26 protein-coding genes are annotated in these 23,615 nt (G+C 68.1%); 7 read left to right on the top strand and 19 right to left on the bottom strand.

Annotated features, from left to right (window positions below; translation table 11 throughout):
* Position 1: 1 nt before the first annotated feature.
* From AX676_RS15100 to AX676_RS15085, 4 genes are read right to left on the bottom strand one after another with little or no spacing between them, the layout of a single operon-like run.
* The gene (locus AX676_RS15100; RefSeq protein WP_066483568.1) at positions 2–559 is read right to left on the bottom strand and encodes an LptA/OstA family protein; all 558 of its coding nucleotides are present in this window, start codon (positions 557–559) and stop codon (positions 2–4) included.
* The gene (gene lptC, locus AX676_RS15095; RefSeq protein WP_066483567.1) at positions 559–1,203 is read right to left on the bottom strand and encodes an LPS export ABC transporter periplasmic protein LptC; all 645 of its coding nucleotides are present in this window, start codon (positions 1,201–1,203) and stop codon (positions 559–561) included. The genes AX676_RS15100 and lptC overlap by 1 nt, the downstream gene beginning before the upstream one ends.
* Positions 1,196–1,816, bottom strand: a complete 621-nt coding sequence (locus AX676_RS15090; protein ID WP_066483564.1) for a ribonuclease D — start codon at positions 1,814–1,816, stop codon at positions 1,196–1,198. Before AX676_RS15090 ends, lptC begins: the two co-directional genes overlap by 8 nt.
* Positions 1,817–1,876: 60 nt before the next feature.
* Positions 1,877–2,680, bottom strand: a complete 804-nt coding sequence (locus AX676_RS15085) for a TerC family protein (protein ID WP_066483720.1) — start codon at positions 2,678–2,680, stop codon at positions 1,877–1,879.
* Positions 2,681–2,883: 203 nt separating this feature from the next.
* Here AX676_RS15085 and AX676_RS18485 point away from each other — a divergent pair, with 203 nt between their 5' ends.
* Positions 2,884–3,663 carry a cold-shock protein gene (locus AX676_RS18485; protein WP_066483563.1) on the top strand — a complete coding sequence of 260 codons (780 nt, stop codon included), beginning with the start codon at positions 2,884–2,886 and terminating at the stop codon, positions 3,661–3,663.
* 54 nt (positions 3,664–3,717) lie between these two features.
* The gene (locus AX676_RS15075; protein ID WP_231726043.1) at positions 3,718–4,575 is read left to right on the top strand and encodes a glutaminyl-peptide cyclotransferase; all 858 of its coding nucleotides are present in this window, start codon (positions 3,718–3,720) and stop codon (positions 4,573–4,575) included.
* Positions 4,576–4,592: 17 nt separating this feature from the next.
* Here AX676_RS15075 and AX676_RS15070 read toward each other — a convergent pair whose 3' ends face one another.
* Both AX676_RS15070 and AX676_RS15065 read right to left on the bottom strand, forming a co-directional pair.
* Positions 4,593–6,185: a cisplatin damage response ATP-dependent DNA ligase gene (locus tag AX676_RS15070; protein WP_066483717.1), complete on the bottom strand. Its 1,593-nt coding sequence runs from the start codon at positions 6,183–6,185 to the stop codon at positions 4,593–4,595.
* Between the two features lie 31 nt (positions 6,186–6,216).
* The gene (locus AX676_RS15065; RefSeq protein WP_066483561.1) at positions 6,217–6,714 is read right to left on the bottom strand and encodes a Dps family protein; all 498 of its coding nucleotides are present in this window, start codon (positions 6,712–6,714) and stop codon (positions 6,217–6,219) included.
* A 301-nt stretch (positions 6,715–7,015) separates the two neighbouring features.
* Between AX676_RS15065 and rpmG the strand changes: the two genes are divergently transcribed.
* Complete coding sequence (rpmG, locus tag AX676_RS15060) at positions 7,016–7,183, top strand: 50S ribosomal protein L33 (protein ID WP_066483558.1); 168 nt, start codon at positions 7,016–7,018, stop codon at positions 7,181–7,183.
* Positions 7,184–7,201: 18 nt separating this feature from the next.
* Here rpmG and AX676_RS15055 read toward each other — a convergent pair whose 3' ends face one another.
* From AX676_RS15055 to AX676_RS15045, 3 genes are all read right to left on the bottom strand, one after another.
* Complete coding sequence (locus tag AX676_RS15055) at positions 7,202–7,786, bottom strand: TetR/AcrR family transcriptional regulator (RefSeq protein ID WP_066483556.1); 585 nt, start codon at positions 7,784–7,786, stop codon at positions 7,202–7,204.
* A complete protein-coding gene (locus AX676_RS15050; protein WP_197417071.1) occupies positions 7,783–8,229 on the bottom strand; it encodes a DUF4442 domain-containing protein in 447 nt (148 codons plus the stop codon). The genes AX676_RS15055 and AX676_RS15050 overlap by 4 nt, the downstream gene beginning before the upstream one ends.
* Positions 8,230–8,313: 84 nt before the next feature.
* Positions 8,314–8,676 carry a response regulator gene (locus AX676_RS15045; protein ID WP_066483554.1) on the bottom strand — a complete coding sequence of 121 codons (363 nt, stop codon included), beginning with the start codon at positions 8,674–8,676 and terminating at the stop codon, positions 8,314–8,316.
* Between the two features lie 49 nt (positions 8,677–8,725).
* On the opposite strand from AX676_RS15045, the gene AX676_RS15040 reads away from it, so the two are divergent.
* From AX676_RS15040 to AX676_RS15025, 4 genes are all read left to right on the top strand, one after another.
* Positions 8,726–9,004: a DUF3572 domain-containing protein gene (locus AX676_RS15040; protein ID WP_231726034.1), complete on the top strand. Its 279-nt coding sequence runs from the start codon at positions 8,726–8,728 to the stop codon at positions 9,002–9,004.
* Positions 8,989–9,612, top strand: a complete 624-nt coding sequence (locus AX676_RS15035; protein ID WP_066483552.1) for a hypothetical protein — start codon at positions 8,989–8,991, stop codon at positions 9,610–9,612. Before AX676_RS15040 ends, AX676_RS15035 begins: the two co-directional genes overlap by 16 nt.
* A 32-nt stretch (positions 9,613–9,644) precedes the next feature.
* Positions 9,645–10,109 (top strand): RidA family protein, encoded by a 465-nt coding sequence (locus AX676_RS15030; RefSeq protein WP_066483551.1) that lies wholly within the window; start codon positions 9,645–9,647, stop codon positions 10,107–10,109.
* Positions 10,110–10,316: 207 nt separating this feature from the next.
* Complete coding sequence (locus tag AX676_RS15025; protein ID WP_066483550.1) at positions 10,317–11,165, top strand: TorF family putative porin; 849 nt, start codon at positions 10,317–10,319, stop codon at positions 11,163–11,165.
* A gap of 66 nt (positions 11,166–11,231) precedes the next feature.
* On the opposite strand, the gene AX676_RS15020 is transcribed toward AX676_RS15025, so the two are convergent.
* From AX676_RS15020 to AX676_RS14975, 10 genes are all read right to left on the bottom strand, one after another.
* Complete coding sequence (locus tag AX676_RS15020; protein WP_066483548.1) at positions 11,232–11,660, bottom strand: DUF3035 domain-containing protein; 429 nt, start codon at positions 11,658–11,660, stop codon at positions 11,232–11,234.
* A gap of 16 nt (positions 11,661–11,676) precedes the next feature.
* Positions 11,677–12,186 carry a signal peptidase II gene (gene lspA, locus AX676_RS15015; protein WP_066483547.1) on the bottom strand — a complete coding sequence of 170 codons (510 nt, stop codon included), beginning with the start codon at positions 12,184–12,186 and terminating at the stop codon, positions 11,677–11,679.
* Positions 12,186–15,158, bottom strand: coding sequence for an isoleucine--tRNA ligase (gene ileS / locus AX676_RS15010; RefSeq protein WP_066483546.1), 2,973 nt, complete (start codon positions 15,156–15,158; stop codon positions 12,186–12,188). The genes lspA and ileS overlap by 1 nt, the downstream gene beginning before the upstream one ends.
* A gap of 314 nt (positions 15,159–15,472) precedes the next feature.
* A complete protein-coding gene (locus tag AX676_RS15005; protein ID WP_066483542.1) occupies positions 15,473–16,402 on the bottom strand; it encodes a bifunctional riboflavin kinase/FAD synthetase in 930 nt (309 codons plus the stop codon).
* A 52-nt stretch (positions 16,403–16,454) separates the two neighbouring features.
* Entirely contained in the window at positions 16,455–16,949 is a 495-nt protein-coding gene (locus AX676_RS15000; RefSeq protein WP_066483540.1) for a dihydrofolate reductase, read from the bottom strand.
* The gene (locus AX676_RS14995) at positions 16,946–17,740 is read right to left on the bottom strand and encodes a thymidylate synthase (protein WP_066483538.1); all 795 of its coding nucleotides are present in this window, start codon (positions 17,738–17,740) and stop codon (positions 16,946–16,948) included. Before AX676_RS14995 ends, AX676_RS15000 begins: the two co-directional genes overlap by 4 nt.
* 170 nt (positions 17,741–17,910) lie before the next feature.
* On the bottom strand, positions 17,911–18,696 hold the full coding sequence (locus tag AX676_RS14990; RefSeq protein ID WP_082731155.1) for a class I SAM-dependent methyltransferase: 786 nt from the start codon (positions 18,694–18,696) through the stop codon (positions 17,911–17,913).
* Positions 18,686–19,813: a peptide chain release factor 2 gene (gene prfB, locus AX676_RS14985; protein ID WP_066483534.1), complete on the bottom strand. Its 1,128-nt coding sequence runs from the start codon at positions 19,811–19,813 to the stop codon at positions 18,686–18,688. Before prfB ends, AX676_RS14990 begins: the two co-directional genes overlap by 11 nt.
* 71 nt (positions 19,814–19,884) lie before the next feature.
* A complete protein-coding gene (locus AX676_RS14980; protein WP_066483531.1) occupies positions 19,885–22,401 on the bottom strand; it encodes a penicillin-binding protein 1A in 2,517 nt (838 codons plus the stop codon).
* Positions 22,402–22,470: 69 nt separating this feature from the next.
* On the bottom strand, positions 22,471–23,544 hold the full coding sequence (locus AX676_RS14975; RefSeq protein WP_082731165.1) for an N-acetylmuramoyl-L-alanine amidase family protein: 1,074 nt from the start codon (positions 23,542–23,544) through the stop codon (positions 22,471–22,473).
* Between the last annotated feature and the right edge of the window lie 71 nt (positions 23,545–23,615).

The raw sequence follows: 23,615 nt of genomic DNA, 5'->3' as shown, positions 1-23,615 counted from the left end.
GCTATTGGCCGCGCTTGGGCACCGAAAAGCGACCCGTGACCCGACCGCCCTGGTTGGTCACCCCGCCTTCGGCAGGGCCGCCGCTGGCCACGCCCGACCCGTCGATCGTCGCGCGTCCGGTGTCGAGATTGATCGACAGCCGGCCGCCGCGCACGGTGTTGCTGCCCTGAATCAGCGTCACGTCGCCAATCATCGTGATGACCCGGCGGTTGAGGTCATAGACCGCATAGCGCGACCGCGCATTCTGATCCGGGCGGGCCACCGTCACGCCCCCGGCCGCGTCGAGACGCGACACCTGTGGGCTGCCGTCGATCACCGCGCCGGTATAGGCGACGGTTACGCGATCGGCGTTGAGCGTCATGTTCGCCTGGCGGATCGCGACACCGCCCGACAGGATGGCGCGGTTCGCCCGGTCCTGCAGCTCGATATAGGCCGCGTCGAAATCGATCGGCGCCGCCGAATTGTGCCGCACCTGGGCCATGGCGGGACCCGAGGCGACGCCGCCGAACGGCAATGTCGGCGCGAGCAGGACGGCGGCGAGGCGCAGGGTTGGTTTCATCACGGCCTATTTGATCGCTTCGGCACGATACGCAAGTGGGCGTTGCCGCTGAGCTTGACGGTCCGCGATTCGAGATCGGCCTCCATCCGGTCGCCGCTGAACCGGCCCATCGGCGTTGTCCCGGTCACCGCGCCGGTGCCGCGCAGCCGGCGGTTGCGAAGGTCGACCGTCGCGTCGCGGGTGTCGAGCGTGTAGCCGCTGGCGGCGCGGAACGCGATCGGCCCGTCGATCGCGACCTGCTCGGCATCGAGATCGTAGCGGCCGCGATTGGCGCGCAGCCGCGCCGGACCGTCCTCCATCTGAAGCTGGGCGGCGAGCATCCGGAGCTGGACGATCCGTTCGGCCGAGCTCTTCTGCACGGCGGAGCCCGCGGTGAGCTGAAACGGACGCCCGCGCGTGTCGGTGCCGCGATATTGCGCGCGCTCGATCCGCAGGCGTTCGACCGCGACGTCGACCTTGCGCTTGTCGAGCACGAAGCTCATCTCCCCCACATCGAACAGCGGCGCCATGACGAGGAACGCCGCGAGCACCCCGATCGCCATGGGGAGCGCCACGCGCAAAAGGCCGATGATCCGGTCATGTGACCCGCCGGGTGCCGCCCACGCCTGCCGGCGCGAGACATCCTGGCGCGCCCATTCAGACATGCGCGAACAGGTCGGTTTCCGGCCAGCCGGCCAGATCGAGCGCGGCGCGGTGCGGCAGGAATTCAAAGCACGCACGCGCCAGCGCGGTCCGCCCCTCGCGGTCCAGCCGCCGGTCCAGCTCGGCACGCAGCGCGTGGAGATGGCGCACGTCGGAGGCGGCATATTCGCGCTGCGCATCGGACAGGTCCGGGCCGCCCCAGTCGGACGATTGCTGCGCCTTCGACAGCTCGACCCCCAGCAGCTCGCGCACCAGGTCCTTCAGGCCGTGCCGGTCGGTATAGGTGCGCACCAGCCGCGACGCGATCTTGGTGCAATAGACCGGCGCGGCGACCACGCCCAGATAGTGCTGGATCGCGGCCAGGTCGAAGCGCGCGAAGTGATACAGCTTCACGCGCGCCCGGTCGGCGAGTACCGCGCGCAGATTGGGCGCGGCATAATCGCTGCCGGGATTGAAGCGTACGAGGTGCGCGTCGGCCGATCCGTCGGACAGCTGGACCACGCACAGTCGGTCACGCGGGGTGATCAGGCCCATCGTCTCGGTATCGACGGCAATGTCGGCACCGGGCGCAAAGACGTCGAGGGGAAGGTCTTCTTCGTGAAAATGGACGGTCATGGCGTCCGCATAGGCGCGTCCGCCCGCGCGCTCAATCGAAACTGCGCGTGCCGGCCCGGTTCAGTTGGCGGGGTCGAGGCGCGCCTTCGCCCTGCGCGCCCGCGACCGTCGCGCGACGATGTTGAGCGTCTCGACCCCCGCCGAGAAGGCCATGGCGGCATAGATGTACCCTTTGGGCACGTGCACGCCGAAGCCGTCGGCGATCAGCACCGCGCCGATCATCAGCAGGAAGCCGAGCGCCAGCATCACCACGGTCGGGTTGTGGTGGATGAAGCGCGCCAACGGGTCCGCCGCGACGAGCATGATCCCGACGGTGATGATCACCGCCGCCATCATGATCGGCACGATGTCGGTCAGGCCCACCGCGGTCAGGATCGAATCGATCGAGAAGACCATGTCGAGCGCGATGATCTGGATGATCGCGGGGCCGAAACCGATCGTGCCCTTGCCCTTCTTGTCGAGCGTCTCACCCGATTCGTCGGCGTCCATCGTGTGATGGATTTCCTTGGTCGCCTTCCACACCAGGAACAGACCGCCGGCGATGAGGATCAGGTCGCGCCACGAAAACTGCGTCTCGAACGTCGGCTCGCCATGTTCGCCGGGCGCGCCGGTGATCCCGAGATCGAAGACCGGCGCCTTGAGCGAAATGATCACCGCAATCATCGACAGCAGGACGAGGCGCATCACCAGCGCGAGGCCGATGCCGATTCGCCGCGCGGCCTGTTGCCGTTCGGGGGGCAGCTTGTTGGTCAGGATCGAGATGAAGATCAGATTGTCGATGCCGAGCACGACCTCGAGCACGACAAGCGTCAGCAGCGCGGCCCACGCGGCAGGGTCGCCGATCAGACTGATGATATCGGACATTTCGCCCAAATGCCGGTCCGCCCGCGATTCGGCAAGAGGCGGCCGCGCGCCGCGGTCGGCTCAAGTTTTCGTTCGCCGCCCTGAAAAAATCTGTGTATAACCTTGCACGAGGCGCTTGTGTAAAAGCGCCGGAAGACCTGCGTGTATCGTCCGGCGCCAGGGATTATGACTGTAAAGGGCGAACCGGGAAGACGAACAGGGCAATGAGTTTCGATAGAGGGCGCCGCGGTGATCGCGGCGGGCGCGGCAGGGACAAGCGCGATTTCTTTGGCGACGAAGGCGGATTTGGTGGCGGCGACCGTTTCGGCGGTGGTGGCGACCGGTTCGGCGGCGGCGGCGGCGACCGATTTGGCGGCGGCGGCTTCGGCGGCGGCGGTGATCGGTTCGGCGGCGGTGGCGGCGGCTTTGGCGGCGGCGGCGGCGGGTTCCGCGGCGGCGGTGCCGGCGGCGGTCGCGGCATGCCGCCCCAGGTGGTCGGCGAAGCTACGGGCGTCGTGAAGTTCTTCAATGGCCAGAAGGGCTTCGGCTTCATCGTCCGCGACGATGGCGGCGAGGATGTCTTCGTGCACATTTCGGCGGTCGAGCAGGCCGGGCTGGCCGGGCTGGCCGAGGGTCAGCCGCTCGGCTTTACCCTGGTCGATCGCGGTGGCCGCATTTCGGCGACCGACCTCAAGATCGACGGCGAACCGATGCCGGTGACCGATCGCGCGCCCCCGCGCGACGCGGCCGGTGGCGCGCCGCGTGGTGGCCCGCAGCGCCAGCTGACCGGCGAGCGCGCGTCGGGCACGGTCAAGTTCTTCAACGCGATGAAGGGTTTCGGCTTTATCCAGCGCGACGACGGACAGCCCGATGCCTTTGTCCACATCTCCGCGGTCGAGCGCGCCGGCATGGTGACGCTCAACGAGGGCGACCGGCTCGAATTCGAGCTGGAAGTCGATCGGCGCGGCAAAATGGCGGCCGTCAACCTGCAGGCGCCGCAATAAGCGCCAGCGTGTGACGGCGAGGGACCCGGGGTCGACGCTTTGCGTTCCGACGTGATGGCGACCCGGTATCTGAGCATGATTGGAATCGGCGCGGTGGCGATGGTCACCGCGCCGATCCTGTTTGCACGGCCCGCTGCCGTGGGTCCCGCCCCGATTGCCGCCCAGGAAGCTGCCGAGCCCGCACCTGCGACCGGCACGCCCCGGCCGCGGCTTCGCGCCGAATCGGCGACGATCGTCGCGCGCTACCCGCATGATGCGGGTGCGTTCACCCAGGGGCTGATCTGGTACGACGGCGCGCTCTACGAAAGCGTCGGCCAACCCGGTGTATCGGAAGTGCGCCGCGTCGACCTGACGACGGGCAGGGTGCGCAGGCGCGCGCGTATCCCCGCCCCGCAATTCGGCGAGGGGCTGGCGCGCTGGCAGGGCGAGCTGATCAGCCTGACCTGGACCAGCGGCATCGCGCACCGGTGGGACGCGCGCACGCTGAAGTCGCGCGGACAGTTCCGCTATCCCGGCGAAGGCTGGGGCCTGACGACGCTCGGCGACTCGCTCATCCTGTCCGACGGCACTTCCGATCTGCGCGTGCTCGACCCGACAAACTTTGCCGAGCGTCGCCGCATCCCCGTGCGGCTGGGCGACACCCCCGTCGACCGGCTCAATGAGCTTGAGGTCATCGACGGGCTGATCTTCGCCAATATCTGGTTCAGCAACCTGATCATCGCGATCGACCCGGCGACCGGCCAGGTCACGCGTGCGATCGACCTGAGCCCGGTCGTCCGCGAAGTCGCGCCGGCGGATCGCGACGCGGTACTGAACGGCATCGCCTGGGATGGCGAGCGACGGCGGCTGTTCGTCACCGGCAAATACTGGCCGACCCTGTTCGAAATCCGGCTGGACGATGCCGCGCCCTGATCGGGCGGAGCGCCTCTTCAGCCGATCATTCGCCGCAACGTCGCGATCATGTCGGCCTCCACCGCGGGCTTGTCGGTGCGGATGCGCGCGATTCGCGGGAAACGCATCGCAATCCCCGATTTGTGGCGACGCGATTCGTGGATCGAATCGAACGCGACCTCGAGCACCAGCGTCTTTTCGACTTCGCGCACTGGCCCGAACCGCTGGACCGTGTGATTGCGCACGAACCGGTCGAGCATCTTCAGTTCCTCGTCGGTGAAGCCCGAATAGGCCTTGCCCACCGGCAACAGCTCGCCGCCAGCCGCCGGATCGCCCGTCCAGCAGCCAAAGGTATAGTCGGAATAGAAAGAGGACCGCCGGCCGTTGCCGCGCTGGGCATACATCATCACGCAGTCGGCGGTCAGCGGATCGCGCTTCCATTTGTACCACAGCCCCGCGCGGCGGCCGGCGACATAGGGCGACTGGCGATGCTTGAGCATCACGCCCTCGATCGCCGCGTCGCGCGCGCCGGCGCGGATATCGGCGAGCGCGGCGAAATCGGCTGTGTCGATCAGCGTACTGAGGTCGAAGCGCGCAGGGTCGAGTTGCGAGGCCACTGCCTCCAGCCGCGCACGACGCGCCACCCAGGGCTGTTCGCGCAGATCCTCCGCCCCGTCGAACAACAGGTCATAGACTCGGACGAATGCGGGATAGTCCGCCAGCATCCGCGCCGAGACCTGCTTGCGCCCCAGCCGCTGCTGCAACGCATTGAAACTTGCCGCCTCACCGCCCTGCGCCTGTCCACGCACCAGCAGCTCCCCATCAAGCACGCCGGGAAAGGTGACCGCGCGCGCAATGTCGGGAAAGGATGCGGTGATGTCGTCGCCCGCGCGGCTATACAGCCGGGTTTCGCCGCCGACATGGACGATCTGGACGCGGATGCCGTCCCATTTCCATTCGGCCGCATAGTCGGTCAGGTCGACTTCGCCGTCCTCCAGGGGATGTGCGAGCATGAAGGGCCGGAACACCGGCATGGCCGCCGCATGTGGCTGCGGCGCGCGCCCCTCGCCCCAGTCGAAAAGCGCGAGATAGGGCGGAGCAAGCGCGTGCCAGACTTCTTCGACCGCATCGACGTCGAGGCCGAACGCCTGGGCGAGCGCGGTCTTGGCCAGGCGCGCCGACACGCCGACGCGCAGACCGCCGGTCGCGAGCTTCAGCAGCGCGAATCGCGCATCGGCATCGAGGCGGTCGAGCATTGCCGCCAGTCGCGCCGGCGCCTCGGCGCGGGGCGATTCGCGCAGCTCGTCGACGGCCTGAGCCAATGAAGGCGGCGACATGCCAGCGCCGTTGCCCGGGGGCGGTTCGGGCCACAGCAGCGCGACCGTTTCAGCCGTATCGCCGACGAAATCGCGGCTCATCGCAAACAGGATCGGATCGGTCCGCTCGCCGATCAGCGCGCGAATCGCCGCAGGCTTGACCCCCGGCAGGTCGAGATCGCCCGTCAGCGCCGCCATCGCCCAACCCCGGTCGGGGTCGGGCGTGGCGCGCAGATAATCGGCAATCAGGCGCAGCTTGGCGTTGCGCGAACGCGTATAGGTCAGCCGGTCGAGCAGGGTCGCAAAGGCGTGAATGGTTGCGACCCCCTGCTCCGGCCGTTCGTGGTCAGCCCTTGCGGCTGGCTTCAAACAGGAACCAGGCGCGCTCCTCGGCCTGGTCGGTCCACTCATCGAGGATGCCGCTCGTCGCGTTGTCCTTGGCCTCGTCGACGATATCCTTGGCTTCCCGGAGCAATTCGACGAGCTTCAGATTGTCCTCGCGCAGTTCGGCGAGCATCTTGTCCGGGGCGACATAGTCGTCGTCATTGTCCTTGATCGTTTGATGGCGCGCAATGTCGCCGATCGATCGCAGGGTCGTGTTGCCGGTCTTGCGCACGCGCTCCGCGATCGCATCGGTCGTCGCCAGGATCTGGGCGGCCTGATCATCGAGCATCAGGTGATAGTCGCGGAAATGCGGGCCCGAGACGTGCCAGTGAAAATTCTTGGTCTTGAGGTAGAGCGCATAGCTGTCGGCAAGGATGCCGTTCAGCGCCTGAGCCACGGTCTTCGCGGCATTGGACGTGAGGTCGGTCGGGGTGCGCAGCGCGGCGTTGGTGTCGGCCATGGGAAAGCTTCTCCGATTGTTTGCGTCCGTTGATGTCGGTTCGATCTGGCAACGAATGATTCCGTGAAAGGGTCCGTTCGGAGATCGTCGCGCCGCCCGTCCACTCCAATGTGGCGGGCGATCGCCACACTTCAAGCGGGCGGAATTGCGGTCGTGCGTTTGATCGCGCCGGGCACGCGCGCGGGCGCGCTTGACTTTTCGCGGCCGTCGCCGCATGGGCTGCGGTCTGTCAGCGGCCGCCTGTGCGCGCCGCTGTTCTTCTTTTCACGCGAACGCGTTGTAGCGCCAAGGGATTTGGGTCATGGCAAAGCCGACCACCGTCAAGATCAAGCTGGTCAGCACCGCTGACACCGGATTCTTCTATGTCACCAAGAAGAACCCGCGCAACCAGACCGAAAAGATGTCGTTCCGCAAATATGACCCCGTCGTGCGCAAGCACGTCGAGTTCAAGGAAGCGAAGATCAAGTAAGTCCCGTCTGGCCGCGGCCTAGGCGCCGTCGGCCAGCCGATCGAGATAGGCGAGGAATCCCGCCTCGTCCGCCGCGTGGATCAGCCCGGCGCGCCACAGGCTGATCGCGCCCGTCGCCAGCGACCAGGCCGCGATCACGCGGTCGCGGGCATCGACCGGGTCGATCCCGCTGAATGCCGACAGACACAGATTGGTGACGGCGTCGACCGCGCCGGACAGCTCGTCATGCGCACGAATCGCGGCGGCATCATGCGCCATCATCACATCATGCAATCGCGGTTCGACCAGCGCGAATCCGGCATAGGCGCGCACGAAGGCGCGCGACGGGTCGCCGACACCCGCGGCTGTTTCGGTCACCCCGACGAGACACGCCGCCAGCAGGCGATAGCCATGCGCCGCTACCGACGCCATCAGCGCCGCGCGATCCGGGAAATGTCGGTACAGCGCGCCGTGCGTCACCCCGACGCGCGCGGCGAGCGCCCGCATCGACACCCCAGCCGCGCCCTGTTCGCGAACCATATCGATCGCGAGGTCGCGCGCCGCGCGTTCGAGCTCGCCGTGGTGATAGGCGCCCTCCGGCCGGGTGTGCGTCCCGGCGTTCATGTCCGGCGGACCTGCCAGCCGACGGTCATCGACGCCACCTCAACCGCCTGTTCATCGGTGATCGCGACCATGGCGTCGAACGCCACCTTGCCCTCCCGCGCCAGCGTGTCGCGCAGGCCGTCGGCATCGCCATCGACCGTCGCCACGGCGCGCACCGTGCCGCGCGCCGAGCGAAGATAACCGATCGTCGCCCCGGTGGCGACCGGCCGGAGCCGCGCGAGCTGTTCCGCGAACAGACCGCTCATCGCCGCGCCGGAAACGGTTTCGCCCAGTGTGAACAGGGCCCCGGCATGCAGGGTGCCGATATGGTTGCTGACGTCGGCGCGCTGGACGAGCTGCGCGATGGCACGTCCGGGTTCGACCGACATCAGTTCGATGCCGGTCAGCTGTGCGAACGGGACCGAGCGCGTCATCCCGGCGCGGATCATCTCGAGCACGTCCATCGCCGCCTCCTCCCGCTCATGTGTCCAGTGGATACATATCCCGGCATGCGTGAACGGGCAAGCCATACGAACGATGGCCGACCATCACAGCAGCTGACGGACCTCCTCGATGAAGCGGGCGAGCGAAATCGGCTTGGACACATAGGCGCTGGCGCCGGCCGCGCGGATACGCTCCTCGTCCTCGCGCCCCGAATAGGCGGTGACCGCCATGATCGGCACCTGCGCGAGCTCGGGGTCGGCGCGCATCAGCGTGATCAGTTCCAGCCCGGTCACATGCGGCATCTGGATGTCCATGATCACCAGATGCGGGTCGAACTGCTGCGCGCGGACCATCGCCTCCCGCCCGTCGCGGATCGGCTCCGCGACGAACCCGTGGGCACGCAACAAATCGCAAAACAGCTTGAGGTTGAGTTCGTTGTCCTCGACAACGAGCACCCGTTTTGTCACGCGCGTATCCCGTCCGGTTGGAGCGAATCCTTAAGCGATGATGCACGATGTGACAAATGCTGCCGATGACGCCGAGCTGCTCGCGCTTCGGGCGCTGGGCTGGCTGATCGGCGAACCCGCGCGCGCCGAACGCTTCCTGGCGCTGACCGGGCTGGATGTCGCGACGTTGCGTGCGCGTGCCGGCGATCCGGTCATCCTGCGCGCCGTCATCGACCATATCGCCGCGCATGAACCCGACCTGGTCGCGTGCGCGACCGCATTGGCGATCGACCCGCCCGCCCTGGTGCGTGCGCGCGACCTGCTGGAGTCGTCATGCGGCCCCTGCTGATCTGCGACTGCGACGAGGTGCTTTTGCACATGGTCCGCCATTTCGGCAGCTGGCTTGCCGAGGATCACGCGATCGATCTCGACCTTGCGAACGGCAACTTCGCCCAATCGCTGCGTCGCCGCGACGGCGAACCGGTCGCGCCGGGCGAAATATGGACCTATCTCGACGGCTTCTTTCCCGCCCAGATGGCCAGGCAGACGCTGGTGCCCGGCGCGCTCGACGCGCTGACTGCTCTGGCAAGGGATGCCGACATCGTCATCCTCACCAACCTTGCCGATAACTGCCGCCCCCATCGAATCGAACAGCTCGCCGCCCACGGCATCGCCCATCGCGTCGAATGCAACCAGGGCGGCAAGGGCGGGCCGGTCGCCGCGCTGGTCGCGGAATATCGCGCGCCGGTCACGGTTTTCGTCGACGACCTTGGCGTCCACCATGATTCGGTCGCCCGCCACGCGCCGGAGGTCCACCGGCTGCACATGGTCGCGGAGCCGGTGCTGGCGCGCGCGATCCCGGCGGCGCCGGCGGCGCACGCGCGCATCGACGACTGGCAGGAGGCACGGGCATGGATCGCCGATCGTTTTGCGCACGGACAGCCGGCTTCGGCTTGACGCTGGCAGCCGGGGATGATTTGGCTCGGGCCATGAGCGATCCGATCGAAGCGAAGCTGGCCGAACTCGGCCTTGATCTGCCCGCCGCTGCCGCGCCCGTCGCGGCCTATGTCCCGGTGGTCGTCGCGGGCGGCCTCGCCCATGTGTCGGGCCAGGTCCCGTTCGACGCCGGCGGCGAGCTGATGAAGGGCCGCGCCGGCGAGAATCGCGACCTCGATTATGCCCAGGCGGCCGCCCAGCGTTGCGCGCTGATGATCCTCGCGCAGTTGAAGGCGGCGCTCGGCGACCTCGGCCGCGTCCGCCGCGTCGTCAAGCTCGGGGTGTTCGTCAACAGCGCCGCCGACTTCACCGATCAGCCCAAGGTCGCCAACGGCGCCTCCGAACTGATGGTGTCCCTGTTCGGCGACGCCGGGCGCCATGCCCGCAGTGCCGTCGGCGTGCCGGCATTGCCGCTGGGCGTCGTCGTCGAAATCGACGCGGTCGTCGCGATCGACTGACCCGTCGCATCCGCGGGAATGTGTTGCTGCACTGCAACAGCATTTCGCAATCGCATTATTTTGACCTTGCGCGTTATTGCTCGCAGCTGCGGTAGCGTGCAATCTTGTTGCGTTGCGGCCGGACCATGCGGAGCATTGACTCCATTCAAACAGACCTGGCGGGGCGCGGCGCAGGCGGAACCATCGTCTTCATAAAGGAAAAACACGATGCGTTTCTCGACACTTCTGGCCGGTGCGCTCGCGCTCACCGCGGCAACTCCCGCGTTAGCTCAGGACGAAACCGAACCCGCACCCCCCGTCACCGTCTCGGGCAGCGTCGGCCTGTTCACCGATTATCGCTTTCGCGGTGTTTCGCAGACCGACAAGGAAATCGCGGTGCAGGGCGGCGTGACGCTCAACCATGAAAGCGGCCTCTATGGCGGCTTCTGGGGGTCGAACCTGGCCGGATGGGGCACCTTTGGCGGGTCGAACACCGAACTCGACCTGTTTGCGGGCTACAAGCTGCCGGTCGGCGGCGGTGGCACGCTGGACGCCGGCCTTGTGTGGTACATGTATCCCGGCGGTGCCGACACCACCGACTTCGCTGAACTTTATGCAAAGCTGTCGGGCACGGTCGGTCCGGTTTCGCTCACCGCGGGCGTCGCCTATGCGCCCAGCCAGCGCGCCCTGGGCAATGTGTTCTTCACCGGCGCGGCGTCGGCGGCGGGCCTGCCCGACGATCCGGGCGACAAGGAAGACAATTTCTATGTCTCCGGCGATGCCGCGGTCGGCATCCCCAACACGCCGGTCACGCTGAAGGCGCATATCGGCGCCTCGGACGGCAATCCCGGCCTCGGCCCCAACGGCACCAGCGTGGCGCCGACCGGCAGCTATGTCGACTGGTCGCTGGGTGCGGACGTGGTCGTTGCGGGCCTGACGCTCGGCATCGCCTATGTCGATACCGACATTTCCAACGGCGAGTCGCTGTACCTCCAGCCGAATTTTTCGGAGGGCAATGACGGCGTCGGATCGATCGCCGATGCGACCGTCGTATTCTCGATCAGCAAGTCCTTCTGATCACAACGGTACGGGACGGGGCTGCGATGATCTCGCGCGGCCCCTCCCCGCCAATTCTTGACCTGCTCAGCCGCCGATCGCGACGCGCGCGGTCTGGCCGTCGCCTTCGGGTGCGGCGATGATGTCGCGCGTCGTCGGCCCCTTGTTGAGGACCAGCGTCGACGGGTCGCCGACCGCCGACCGCACCCCGGCATCGGCGGTGTCCGCGCCCGCTTCGCGCAGGGCCGCGCGCTCGGTCTCGCTGCGCGGTGCCTCGCCACCGAACAGCGCGTCGAGCGCCTGGCTGGCCGGGCTGTTGTCCTGCGGCCGGGCGACACCGGGCTGGGGCGGGACCAGCGAATAATCGGGCGGGATGACCAGCGGCGCCTGACGCGCGACCGCGAATTCATCGGGACGCTCGCGGTTCAGCCCGGAAGACCCGCAGGCACCGAGCGACAGAATCAGGCCGCCAGACAAAAGCGCCGGCAGAAAGGCGGGGACGGCACGCTTACGCATTCGGTTTCTCCACGGACTATTCATCATCGGCGCCACCGGGCGCCGCTTTCGGCTCGCGCACCAGCAACGCGCGCAGCAACAGGATCGCGACGCCGATGCTAATCGCGGCATCGGCGACATTGAAGACCAAAAACGGGCTCCACTCGCCGAAATGCAGGTCGGCATAGTCGATGACATAGCCCAGCCGCACCCGGTCGATGATGTTGCCGACCGCGCCGCCCAGCACCAGACCGAGCGCGATCAGGTCCCAGCGGTTGCGCTCGCGGAAGATCCAGAACGCGACGCCCGAAGCGATCGCCCCGGTCATCAGCACCAGCAACCAGCGCGCCATGTCGCTTTGCGCCTGGAACAGGCCGAGCGACACGCCGTCATTGGCGACGAAGCGCAAAGTGAAGATCGGCACGACCGGAATCGCCGCGCCGAGATGATCGAGGCCCAGCGGCCCTGTCACCCAATATTTGACCAGCTGATCGACGATGACGACCGCAGCGGCCACCATGAGCGCGAGGCGACGCACCGGCAACATCACGCCAGCACCCCGGCGCAGCGATCGCACAACGCGCCATCCTGCGTCACTTCGGGCAACAGCCGCCAGCAGCGGCCGCATTTGTGATGCGCCGTGCGGGCGACGGTGATCGGCCCGTCGGCTTTACGGACCGCGGCGACGATGAAAAGCTCGGCCAGTTCGTCCGCGGGCAGCGGCAGGTCCGGGACGGTCACGTCGGCTTCCAGGCTGGAGCGGATCAGCTTGTCACGGCGATAGGGTTCGATCGCCTCGGTCACCTGTTCGCGCAGGCGACGGACATCGGCCCAGTTGGTCCCGATCGCATCGTCGCCGGGCAACGCGGGCAGTTCGGGCCATTCGAGGAAATGGACCGAGCCGTCGTCGCTCGGGAAGCGCGCCTGCCACACTTCCTCGGCGGTGAAGCACAGGATCGGCGCGGCATAGCGGACCAATGCGTGGAACAGGATGTCGAGCACGGTGCGGCACGCGCGGCGCTTGATGCTGTCCGGCGCATCGCAATACAGGCTGTCCTTGCGGATATCGAAGAAGAACGCCGACAGGTCCTCATTGGCGAAATCAATGAGCGCGCGGGCATAGCGGTTGAACTCGTACGCCTCCGCCGCCGCGCGCAGCTCGGCATCGAGCACGCCCAGCCGGTTGAGGATATAGCGCTCCAGCTCGGGCATCCGCTCGACCGCCACGCGCTCGGAGTCGTCGAAGCCGGCGAGCGCGCCGAGCAGGTAGCGGAAGGTATTGCGCAGCTTGCGATAGGCGTCGCCGGTGCCGGCCAGCACTTCCTTGCCGATCCGCACATCCTCGAAATAATCGGTCTGTGCGACCCACAGCCGCAGGATGTCCGCGCCGCTTTCGTCGATCACCTTCAGCGGGTCGACGACATTGCCGAGCGACTTCGACATCTTGCGGCCATTGCCGTCGAGCGCGAAACCGTGGGTCAGCACCGCGTCATAGGGCGCGCGCCCGCGCGTGCCCGCGCTTTCCAGCAACGACGACTGGAACCAGCCGCGATGCTGATCGGAACCTTCGAGATACAGGTTGGCGCGCACGCCCGCGCCATAACGCGCCTCGATCACGAAGCTGTGGGTCGAACCGGAATCGAACCACACGTCGAGAATGTCGGTGACGGCCTCATAATCGGCGAGGTCGTGGTCGGGCCCAAGCAGCGCCTGGTGATCGGCGACATACCATGCGTCCGCCCCGCCGGTGCGAAACGCCTCCAGGATGCGGGCGTTGACCGCCGGGTCGCGCAGATAATCGCCGGTGTGACGATTGACATAGAGCGCGATCGGCACGCCCCAGGCGCGCTGGCGGCTGATCACCCAGTCGGGCCGCCCCTCCACCATCGCGCGGATGCGGTTGCGGCCCTTTTCCGGCACGAAGCGCGTGCGGTCGATCGCGTCGAGCGCGAGTTCGCGGAGGGTGGCCGCATTGCCGGCGGGATCGACGACCGGCCCGAACCCCGCCGCCTGGGCGAAGCCGGGCAGTTCGTCGGCGGCCGCGCCCGCGACACGTGTCTCGACTTCGCTCGAAGCGAGCGGGGAATTGCTTGAGCCCTCAACCCCGTTCGTGTCGAGCGAAGTCGAGACACGTTTCCCGTCCATCGGGATGAACCATTGCGGCGTGCAGCGGAAAATGACCCGCGCCTTCGACCGCCAGCTGTGCGGGTAGCTGTGCTGGAACGGCCCCGCCGACAGCAATGCGCCGACGTCACGCAGGTCCGAACAGATCGGCCCGTCGGGCGCGTTGAACTTCGGGTTGATGACGCTCAACCGCCGCTCGTCGCTGCCGCCCAGCCACGCCCAGTCGTCGCGATAGCGGCCATCGTCCATCACCGCGAAGACGGGGTCGATGCCATGCGCCTTGCACAGGGCAAAGTCGTCCTCGCCATGATCGGGGGCCATATGGACCAGCCCCGTGCCCGCGTCGGTCGTGACGAAGTCGCCGGGCAGGAGCGGACGCGGCTTTGCGAAGAACCCGCCGAGGTGGTGCATGGGGTGACGGGCGACGGCACCGGCGAGCTGCGAGCCACGCCAAGTCCGCTGGACCGCGGCGATAAGATATGCCCGCTCGATGAAGCTGGGGATCAGGTCCGAGGCAACGAGAAAGATGGCTGCATTGGCCAGTCTCTCCTCGCGAGACATCGACTCAAGCGGGAGGTCAGCGGGCCATACGACTAGCTCGGAGTACTCAACCTCCGGCCCATAAGCCAAAGCCTGGTTCACCGGGATCGTCCACGGCGTCGTCGTCCAGATCACCGCATAGGCCCCGACCAGCTCGGGCGCGTTGGGCGCCTCGACGATCTCGAACGCCACGTCGATCTGCGTCGACGTCACATCCTCATATTCGACCTCGGCTTCGGCCAGCGCGGTCTTTTCGACCGGCGACCACATCACCGGCTTGGCTCCGCGATAGAGCTGGCCGCTTTCCGCGAACTTCAGCAATTCGCCCGCGATCGTCGCTTCGGCGTCGAACTTCATGGTGAGGTACGGGTCGGCCCAGTCGCCCATCACCCCCAGCCGCTGGAACTGCGCGGCCTGCACCCCCACCCAATGCTGGGCATAGGCGCGGCATTCGGCGCGGAATTCGGCCGGCGGCACCTCGTCCTTGTTCTGCTTCTTCTTGCGATAGGCTTCCTCGATCTTCCATTCGATCGGCAGGCCGTGGCAATCCCAGCCGGGCACATAGGGCGCGTCCTTGCCGAGCAGGGACTGGCTGCGCACCACGATGTCCTTCAGCACCTTGTTCATCGCATGGCCCATGTGAATGTCGCCATTCGCATAGGGGGGGCCATCATGCAGGATGAAGCGCTCGCGCCCCGCGCGTTGTTCGCGCAGGCGGTCATAGACGCCGATCCGCGCCCAGCGTTCCAGGATCGCGGGCTCCTTCTGCGCAAGCCCCGCCTTCATCGGAAAGTCGGTGGTCGGCAGGAATACGGTGTCGCGATAATCGCGCTTCGGATCGGTCGTGTCGGTCATAGGAAAGCGCGCCTTAGCGAATAGGGCGCGGCGGAACAAATCCGATTCGTTCGGGTCGGGAGGGGAAGGATTTTGGTTCGCGCGAAGGCGCGACGGCGCAAAGGGAGGGGGAAAGGGGGTTCACGCAGAGGGCAGAGGGCGCGGAGGCGGTGTGCGAGTGGAACCGACTCGCGCCAGCGAGACCTTAATCGCACCGCTCAGAAGGAATGAAGGCCGCTATCGCATCGGACCCTGGCAGCCTGTGAAACACCTCCGCGTCCTCCGCGCCTCTGCGTGAAAACCACCCTCTTCGCGCCTTCGCGCCTTCGCGCGATTCACTCCACCGCCAAAGCCGCACGCGCCGCGTCACAATCGCGCGCCATCTGGGCCTTTAGCGCCTCCAGATCGTCGAACTTCGCCTCAGGCCGCAGATACTCGATCAGCTCCACTTCGATCCGCTGGTCATAGAGATCGCCGGAAAAGTCGAAGAAATAGGGTTCGAGCAGCTCGATCGGCGGGTCGAAGGACGGCCGGATGCCCAGGTTCGCGACCCCGTCGAGCACGCGCCCGCCGGCGATCCGCCCGCGCACCGCATAGATGCCGTACGCGGGCCGCAGGTAACTGCCCAGCCGCAGATTGGCGGTCGGATAGCCCAGCTCGCGCCCCAGTTTCGCCCCCGGCTCCACCATCCCCTCGATCGCGAACGGCCGGGTGAGCAGCGCGGCGGCCTCGCGCGGGCGGCCGGCCTTCAGCGCCTCGCGGATCCGGCTCGACGACACGATGTCGCCACCATCGGCGACCGGGGCGACGGTGGCGGTCGCAAAGGCCATCACATCGCCCAGCCGCGCCAGCACATCGACATCGCCATCGCGCCCCTTGCCGAAGGTGAAGTCCGCGCCCGTCACCACCCCCGCCGCACCGACCCGTTCGACCAGCCGCGCCTGTGCGAACTCGGCCGCCGACAGGCTGGCGAGGTCGGCGTTGAAGGCGAAGACCAGCATCGCGTCCGCCCCCGCCGCGCCGAACAGTCGCTGGCGCTGGTCGAGCGTGGTCAGGCGGAAGGGTGGCGCGTCGGGCCGGAAATAGCGCACCGGATGCGGATCGAAGGTCGCGACGATCGCCGGGCGGCCGGCCGCGCGTGCCATCGCGACCGCGCGGCCCACCACTGCCTGGTGCCCCAGATGAAAGCCATCGAAATTGCCGAGCGCGACGATGCCGCCGCGAAACGCCGCCGGCACCGCCGAGCCGCCGTCCAGCCGCTCCATGCGCGCGGCTATAGGGGGTCGGGCGGTGCTGGGAAAGGGCGTGGTCCGCAGATCATGCCGCGGGCGGCGGCGGATCGCGCGCGAGCGTGACGTAATCGAACGCCGGTCGGCCGTCGGCTGCGGCGTTGGACACACGCGCGACCTCGCGCCAGTCAGGGCCAAGGGGCGGGACGACCGCGTCGCCGACCGCGTCCAGATGCACTTCGGTCAACTCGACCCGGTCGGCGCGGCCCAGGAACAGGGCAAAGACCTGCGCCCCGCCGATCACCGCGATTTCGGGCACGTCCCCGGCCAGCGCCAGCGCGGCGTCGGCATCCGCCACCACCTCCGCGCCTTCGGCCCGCCAGGCTGCATCGCGGGTCAGCACGATATGGCGGCGGCCGGGCAGTGGCGCTGGAAAGCCCTCGAACGTCTTGCGCCCCATCACCATCGGCTTGCCCATGGTCAGCGCCTTGAACCGCTTGAGGTCGGCCGGCAGGTGCCAGGGCAGCCGGTTGTCGCGCCCGATCACCCCATTGCGCGCGCGCGCCAGGATGAGCGTGATCAAACCGCCACCGGGGCGGCGATATGCGGGTCGGCGACGTAATCGTGGATCACGAAATCCTCGAACGCATAGCCGTCGATCGCGTCGGGGCGGCGCGTGATCTCCAGCCGCGGCAGCGGCCCCGGCGTGCGCGACAATTGCAGCCGCGCCTGATCCAGATGATTGGCGTAAAGGTGGCAATCGCCGCCGGTCCAGATGAACTCGCCCGGCTCAAGATCGCATTGCTGGGCGAGCATGTGGGTCAGCAGCGCATAGGAGGCGATGTTGAACGGCACGCCCAGGAAGATGTCGGCCGAACGCTGATAGAGCTGGAGCGACAGCCGGCCGTTGGCGACATGGGTCTGGAACAGGCAGTGGCAGGGCGCGAGCGCCATGCGGTCGAGCTCGCCCGGGTTCCATGCGCTGACGATCTGGCGGCGCGACGCGGGGTTGGTGCGGATCATGTCGATCAGCTGGGCGATCTGATCGACCTCGCGGTGGTCGGCGGTTTCCCAGTGCCGCCACTGCTTGCCATAGACCGGGCCGAGCTCGCCCGCCTCGTCCGCCCATTCGTTCCAGATGCTGACCCTGCGTTCCTGCAGCCAGCGGACATTGGTGTCGCCGCGCAGGAACCACAGCAATTCGATGATGATCGATCGCAGATGCAGCTTCTTGGTCGTGACCAGCGGAAAGCCCTCCGCCAGGTCGAAGCGCATCTGGTGCCCGAACACCGACCGCGTGCCGACGCCCGTCCGGTCCATCGTCTCCGCGCCATGATCGAGCGCGCGCTGCATCAGCTCATGATATTGCCGCATGGGTCAGGACGGTAGCGGGGTGGGACTGGCGCGCCAAGGGGGGCTCTCAGTTGGTGAGAGGTCCCGGCCTCCGCCGGGACGACGCTGCTCCATCCCGTCGCCCCGGCGCAGGGGGCCCCCGCAAAGTAGTACTTTGCGGGGAACCCCGAAGGCCGGGGCCACTGCCCGCCCTAGCTCCCCTGCGGTACCCTGCCCTGCCCCGGCATCCGGCATGCCTTGATCGCGGCGGGGTCGGGACGCGGGCCGGCAACGCGGAACGTCGCCATGTATCCGCCCGCCGACGCCATCGGCTGAAGGTCGACCAGCGCATAGCCGACCGCCGCGAATTCGCAGCGCAGCAGCGCGGGCGGGGTGCCGTGATTCTGGGTCGGGCGGTCGGCATCGACCACGATCACGCGGCCGTCGGGGCGCAGCGACGGGCGCATCCGCCACAGGAACGCATAGGGTTCCTCGATCTCATGGTACATGTGGACCATCAGGATGCGGTCGAAACTGTTTTCGGGCAGGCGCGGATCCGCGGGCAGGCCCAGGCGCACGCTGACATTGTCGAGCCGCTCGCGCGTCACACGTTCGGCCAGCGCGTCGCGGGTGGCGGGAATGATGTCCTCCGCCAGCACGCGCCCGTCCGCGCCGACGCGCTGCGCCAGGCGGATGGTATAATAGCCTTCGCCCGCCCCGATATCCGCCACCGTCATGCCGGGGCGGATGCCCGCGCGGTCCATCACCCGGTCGGCTTCGTTGACCCGGTCGCGCGCTTCTTCGGTCGACCAGCGGGTCGAGACGATCGACGCGACCGGACGGTCGGCGGCAGGAAAGGGACCGGCATCGTCCGCCTTGAGCTCATCGGCGGCGTTGGTCCGCGCCTCGCACCCCGCCACCAGGCACAGCGCCGCGAGCCCGACAAGGCGGGCGACGGCGGCCGGGCCGGGCGGACCGCGGCGCACGCTAGTCGACATCCTCGACTTCGACCTTCTCGCCGGTCACGCGCTGCGACAGCGCGGCGGCCATGAACGGGTCGAGATCGCCATCGAGCACGTCGCCCGGGCTGGTCGAGGTCATGCCCGTGCGCAGGTCCTTCACCAGCTGATAGGGCTGGAGGACATAGGAACGGATCTGGTGGCCCCAGCCGATGTCGGTCTTGGTCGCGTTCTGGGCATTGGCCACCGCCTCGCGCTCCGCCAGCTCGCGCTCATAAAGGCGCGCGCGCAGCTGGTTATAAGCCTCCGCCTTGTTCTTGTGCTGGCTGCGCTGGTTCTGGCACTGGACGACGATGCCGGTCGGCAGGTGGGTGATGCGCACCGCCGAGTCGGTCGTGTTGATGTGCTGCCCGCCCGCACCCGACGCGCGATAGGTGTCGATGCGCAGCTCGCTTTCGTTGATCTCGACCTCGATATTGTCGTCGATCACCGGATAGACCCACACCGACGAGAAACTGGTGTGGCGCCGCGCCGAGCTGTCATAGGGGCTGATCCGCACCAGGCGGTGAACGCCGCTTTCGGTCTTGGCATAGCCATAGGCGTTCTCGCCCTTGACCAGCAGCGTCGCCGACTTGATCCCGGCCTGCTCGCCGGCATGATAGTCGATCAGCTCGACCTTCATCCCGCGCCGCTCGGCCCAGCGCGTGTACATGCGCTGGAGCATTTCGGCCCAGTCCTGGCTTTCGGTGCCGCCCGCGCCCGAATTGATCTCGATATAGGTGTCGTTGGCGTCGGCCTCGCCGTTCAGCAGCGCCTTCACCTTGTCGGCATCGGCGCGCACCGCCAGCTGGCCGAGCGCGGCGACGCCCTCGTCGACCATCGCGTCGTCACCCTCGGCCTCGGCCATTTCGATCAGTTCGACCGTGTCGGACAGTTCCTGCTCGATCGCCCGCGTCGCGCCGATCGCCTCGTCCAGGCGGCGGCGTTCGCGCATCACGTCCTGGGCAAGCTTGGGATTGTCCCACAGGCTCTGGTCCTCGACCCGCGCGTTGAGCTCGTCCAGCCGGCGCAACGCACGGTCCCAGTCGAGGAAGCGGCGCAACAAGGCCAAGGCGTCCCGGATCGTCTCGATATGTCCCTGCGCTTCGGCGCGCATTCACTGTCTCCAAAAAACCGCCACGGTCCGGATGGTGGCCATGGCGGACGCATGCCCGGAACCGGCGCGGGCTAGTAGATTCCGCCCTCTCTTTGCAAGAAGTCGCTGTCGCGGGCCCGCGCGGCGGGCGTTTCGGCGGCCTTCTCGACCGGGCGCGCGGCGCGTTCGGTGCGACGCGCGGTGCGCAGCGGCTCGCTTTCCGGCTTGAACGCTTCCCAGATCACCGCCGGCTTGGGATCGCCGGTGGCCGGCCAGGAGCCCGTCACCGGCCGCCCGCTCGCCCGGTCGACGCGCGAGATGCGCGTGCCCGCCGGCGCGCGGAAGGGAAGCACCGGCAACCCGGCATAGGCCTTTTGCGCGAACGCCTTGAAAATCGGCGCAGCGATCGTCCCACCCTGGGCGTAGCCGCCGAGATTGGCGGGCGAATCGTAACCGAGATACAGCCCCGCGATCATCTGGGGCGTGCCGCCGATGAACCACACGTCGCGCGGGCCGTTCGACGTGCCGGTCTTGCCCATGATCGGGCGTTTCAGGTCGCGCAGCGTCGTCGCGGTGCCGCGTTCGATCACACCCTCCATCACATGCACCATCTGGTATGCGCTGACCGGATCGACCAGCTGGCGCGCGCGGGTGCGCGGACGCGGCATCGGGCCACCGTCCCAGTCGTCCGCGTTGCAGCGCGCGCAGGGGCGCCAATTTTCGGGCCAGATCACCCGGCCACGCCGGTCCTGGACATAATCGATCAGCGTCGGTCGCAGCGCCCGGCCCTGATTGGCCAGGATCGCATAGGCGTTGACCATGCGCATGACGGTCGTCTCGCCCGCGCCCAGGGCAAAGGAGAGATAGCGGGGATATTCCCCGACCCCCAGCGTTTTCATCACCTGGGTCACGCGGTCCATGCCGGTCTGCGCGGCCAGGCGCACCGTCATCTGGTTGCGCGACTGTTCGATGCCCCAGCGCAGCGTGCGCGGCCCCGCCGAGCGCGCATTGCCGAAGTTGCGGAAGCATTTGACCCCCAGCCCTGCGCCCTGGTCGACGCAGAACGGCCCGTCGACGATGATCGACGCCGGGGTCAGCCCCGCTTCAAGCGCGGCGGTATAGACCACCGGCTTGATCGTCGATCCCGGCTGACGCATCGCCTGGGTCGCGCGGTTGAACGCCTGGATGCGCGAATCGAACCCGCCCTGCATCGCCAGCACGCGGCCGGTCGCGGGCTGTTCGACGACCATCCCGCCCGACACGCGCGGAATCGACCGCAGGGCAAAGCCGCCGGCGGCGGGCGCCACCGCGATGACGTCGCCTGGCTTCAGCGCATCAAAGGCCGCCCCGCCGCGGCCGCGCACCGGCATCGCCGCGTCGCTGCGCGCCAGTGTGGCCGTCCGCCCGTCGGTGAAGCCGATCGTCGCTGCCCCTGCGTCCCTTGCCACCACCACGGCGGCGCGCCAGTCCTGATAGGTCAGCGCAATGTTGGTCGCCGCGAAAGGCCCCCGCCAGTCGTCGCCCGCAAAATCGACCGTCGCGATCGGCCCGGACCAGCCGCGCCCGCGTTCGAACCGGATCAGCCCGTCGCGCATCGCCTGGGCGGCATATTCCTGCAGCGCCGGATCGAGCGACGTGCGCACCCACAGCCCGCCCGCATAGACGCTGTGCGGACCGTCCTTGCTGTCCTGTCCGAAGCGTTCGAGCAGCTCGCGACGCACTTCCTCGATGAAATAGCCGCCCGATGGCAGCGGCGGGCGCGCGCCGCGCTGAAAGGTGACGAGCGGCGTCGCCACCGCCTCGCGATACTGCGCCTCGGTGATGAAGTCGTTGCGCCGCATTTCGCCCAGCACCCAGTTGCGCCGGGCGAGCGCCCGATCATGGTTGCGCACCGGATCGTAGTTGGACGGCCCCTTTGGCAGGATCGCCAGATAGGCGAACTGCGGGAGGGTGAGCTCGGACAGCGGCTTGCCGAAATAGGCATCGGCCGCGGCTTCGACGCCATAGGCGTTGCGGCCGAGGAAGATCTGGTTGAGATAAAGCTCGAGGATCTGTTGCTTGGTCAGCGTGTCTTCGATCCGATAGGCGAGCAGCGCCTCGCGCGCCTTGCGGACATAGCTTACCTCGTTGGTGAGCAGCAGGTTCTTGGCCACCTGTTGCGTGATCGTCGACGCGCCGACGGGACGGCCGTCGCTGCGCAGATTGGTGATCAGCGCGGCGACGATGCCCGGATAGTCGACCCCGCCATGCTCGAAAAAGGTGCGGTCCTCCGCCGCCAGATAGGCCTTGACCAGCAGGTCGGGATATTCGTCGAACGCCAGCTCGACGCGCCGTTCGCGCGCATAGGAGTGGATCGGCTCGCCGGCGATGTCGCGCACATTGGTGGGCAGCGGCGGTTCATAGGTGCGCAGCGCATCGACCGACGGCAGGTCGCGGCCGATCAGCAGCCACAGCGCCAGCACGCCCAGCCCCGCGACCAGCGCCACCCAGGCGATCAGGCGAAACCACCAGCGCCCGCGCCACCGGCCCAACGTCGCGCGCCACCCGCCGGCGGAACCGGCATCGGGCCTCAGCAGCAATTCTTCGGCGGACGCATCACGAACGGTCATCGCCGCGCGTTCTAGCAGGAATCATTTCCGGTGCCAGCGTCAAGCCGGCCCGACCGGCCGGATCGCAGCTCAGCGGGGTTGCGACGCCAGCCGCCGCGCGAAATGCACCTCGACCGCCCGGGCCATGCCGGCGGCAATTCCGTCCTGTCCGGCCCGCGACGCCAGCCGTTCGGCATCGGCGGGATTGGAGACATAGCCCGCCTCGAACAGGACGGAGGGCAGGTCGGGCGCCTTGAGCACGACCAGCGAAGCCATGCGGTGAAAACGGGCGCGCATCGGCACCCGGTCGGCCAGCGCGCGCGCGAGCAGGTCGACGAAACCGGCCGACGCGGTCATCGTCTCGCGCTGGGCGAGGTCGATCAGGATCGAGGACACATCCGCCTGCGCCCCGTCGAGATCGACGCCGGCGAGCAGGTCGGCGCGGTTTTCGCGCGCGGCCAGCCGTGCAGCCTCCTTGTCGGAGGCGACTTCGGACAGCGTGTAGGCGCTCGCGCCGCTGGCGGCGGTCGACTGCGCGCTGTCGCAATGGATCGAGACGAACAGGTCGGCGCGCAGGCGCCGTGCGATGCCATAACGTTCCTGAAGCACGAGGAAGCGGTCGTCGTCGCGCGTCAACGCCACGCGCACCCGCCCGTCCGCGACCAGCCGGTCGCGGATCGCGCGCGCGATCGCCAGCGTCAGGTCCTTTTCGCGCAGGCCATCGGAAACCGCGCCGGGATCGTGGCCGCCATGGCCGGGATCGATCACGACGAGCGGCCGGGTCGGATCGCCACCCGCGACCGTGGGCAGCGGCGGCGCGGGCCGCGCGGGCGGCAGCGCGATGCGCACCCGCTCCGGCGGCACCGCGGCGGCGGCGACATAGCTGAACGGCGGCAGCAAGCCGGCGCGCCGTTCCGCCAGCGCACGGGCAAAGCGCGCATCCGCGGTCGGGACGACGGTGACGCGCAGCTCGGTGCGCGGCGCGAGGCCGGGCGGCCGGGCGCGGATCGCCCCGGCCCCAGCATCGATGTCGATCGCGATCGCCGGACCCGCGCCCAGTCGCGCATCGGCACGCACGATCAGCCGGCCGGGCGCGATTTCCATCCCGTCGATCAACCCCGCCCAGCCCGGAATGCCCCAGCACCAGGCGGCGATCAGTGCCATCAGCGCGCTCACCCGGGCGATATGGCCGGGCGATCCCGCACCGGTCCAGCTTTATTGCGTAACGATGCCCG

The sequence above is a fragment of the Sphingomonas sp. CCH21-G11 genome, assembly GCF_001555965.1.
In the GTDB taxonomy this organism is placed as follows: Bacteria; Pseudomonadota; Alphaproteobacteria; order Sphingomonadales; family Sphingomonadaceae; genus Sphingomonas.
This window is presented reverse-complemented; position numbering and strand designations above follow the sequence as displayed.

Coding starts and splice junctions, on each gene's coding strand:
- AX676_RS15100 (WP_066483568.1), bottom strand. CDS start 559: ATGAAACCAACCCTGCGCCTCGCCGCCGTCCTGCTCGCGCCGACATTG.
- AX676_RS15035 (WP_066483552.1), top strand. CDS start 8,989: ATGCGGCCCCTGCTGATCTGCGACTGCGACGAGGTGCTTTTGCACATG.
- AX676_RS15020 (WP_066483548.1), bottom strand. CDS start 11,660: ATGCGTAAGCGTGCCGTCCCCGCCTTTCTGCCGGCGCTTTTGTCTGGC.
- AX676_RS15030 (WP_066483551.1), top strand. CDS start 9,645: ATGAGCGATCCGATCGAAGCGAAGCTGGCCGAACTCGGCCTTGATCTG.
- AX676_RS15090 (WP_066483564.1), bottom strand. CDS start 1,816: ATGACCGTCCATTTTCACGAAGAAGACCTTCCCCTCGACGTCTTTGCG.
- rpmG (WP_066483558.1), top strand. CDS start 7,016: ATGGCAAAGCCGACCACCGTCAAGATCAAGCTGGTCAGCACCGCTGAC.
- AX676_RS15075 (WP_231726043.1), top strand. CDS start 3,718: ATGGCGACCCGGTATCTGAGCATGATTGGAATCGGCGCGGTGGCGATG.
- ileS (WP_066483546.1), bottom strand. CDS start 15,158: ATGACCGACACGACCGATCCGAAGCGCGATTATCGCGACACCGTATTC.
- AX676_RS14995 (WP_066483538.1), bottom strand. CDS start 17,740: ATGCGGCAATATCATGAGCTGATGCAGCGCGCGCTCGATCATGGCGCG.
- prfB (WP_066483534.1), bottom strand. CDS start 19,813: ATGCGCGCCGAAGCGCAGGGACATATCGAGACGATCCGGGACGCCTTG.
- AX676_RS14980 (WP_066483531.1), bottom strand. CDS start 22,401: ATGACCGTTCGTGATGCGTCCGCCGAAGAATTGCTGCTGAGGCCCGAT.
- AX676_RS15050 (WP_197417071.1), bottom strand. CDS start 8,229: ATGGACGTGCTCGAGATGATCCGCGCCGGGATGACGCGCTCGGTCCCG.
- AX676_RS15005 (WP_066483542.1), bottom strand. CDS start 16,402: ATGGAGCGGCTGGACGGCGGCTCGGCGGTGCCGGCGGCGTTTCGCGGC.
- AX676_RS18485 (WP_066483563.1), top strand. CDS start 2,884: ATGAGTTTCGATAGAGGGCGCCGCGGTGATCGCGGCGGGCGCGGCAGG.
- lptC (WP_066483567.1), bottom strand. CDS start 1,203: ATGTCTGAATGGGCGCGCCAGGATGTCTCGCGCCGGCAGGCGTGGGCG.
- AX676_RS15085 (WP_066483720.1), bottom strand. CDS start 2,680: ATGTCCGATATCATCAGTCTGATCGGCGACCCTGCCGCGTGGGCCGCG.
- AX676_RS14975 (WP_082731165.1), bottom strand. CDS start 23,544: ATGGCACTGATCGCCGCCTGGTGCTGGGGCATTCCGGGCTGGGCGGGG.
- lspA (WP_066483547.1), bottom strand. CDS start 12,186: ATGTTGCCGGTGCGTCGCCTCGCGCTCATGGTGGCCGCTGCGGTCGTC.
- AX676_RS15065 (WP_066483561.1), bottom strand. CDS start 6,714: ATGGCCGACACCAACGCCGCGCTGCGCACCCCGACCGACCTCACGTCC.
- AX676_RS15055 (WP_066483556.1), bottom strand. CDS start 7,786: ATGAACGCCGGGACGCACACCCGGCCGGAGGGCGCCTATCACCACGGC.
- AX676_RS14990 (WP_082731155.1), bottom strand. CDS start 18,696: ATGTCGACTAGCGTGCGCCGCGGTCCGCCCGGCCCGGCCGCCGTCGCC.
- AX676_RS15025 (WP_066483550.1), top strand. CDS start 10,317: ATGCGTTTCTCGACACTTCTGGCCGGTGCGCTCGCGCTCACCGCGGCA.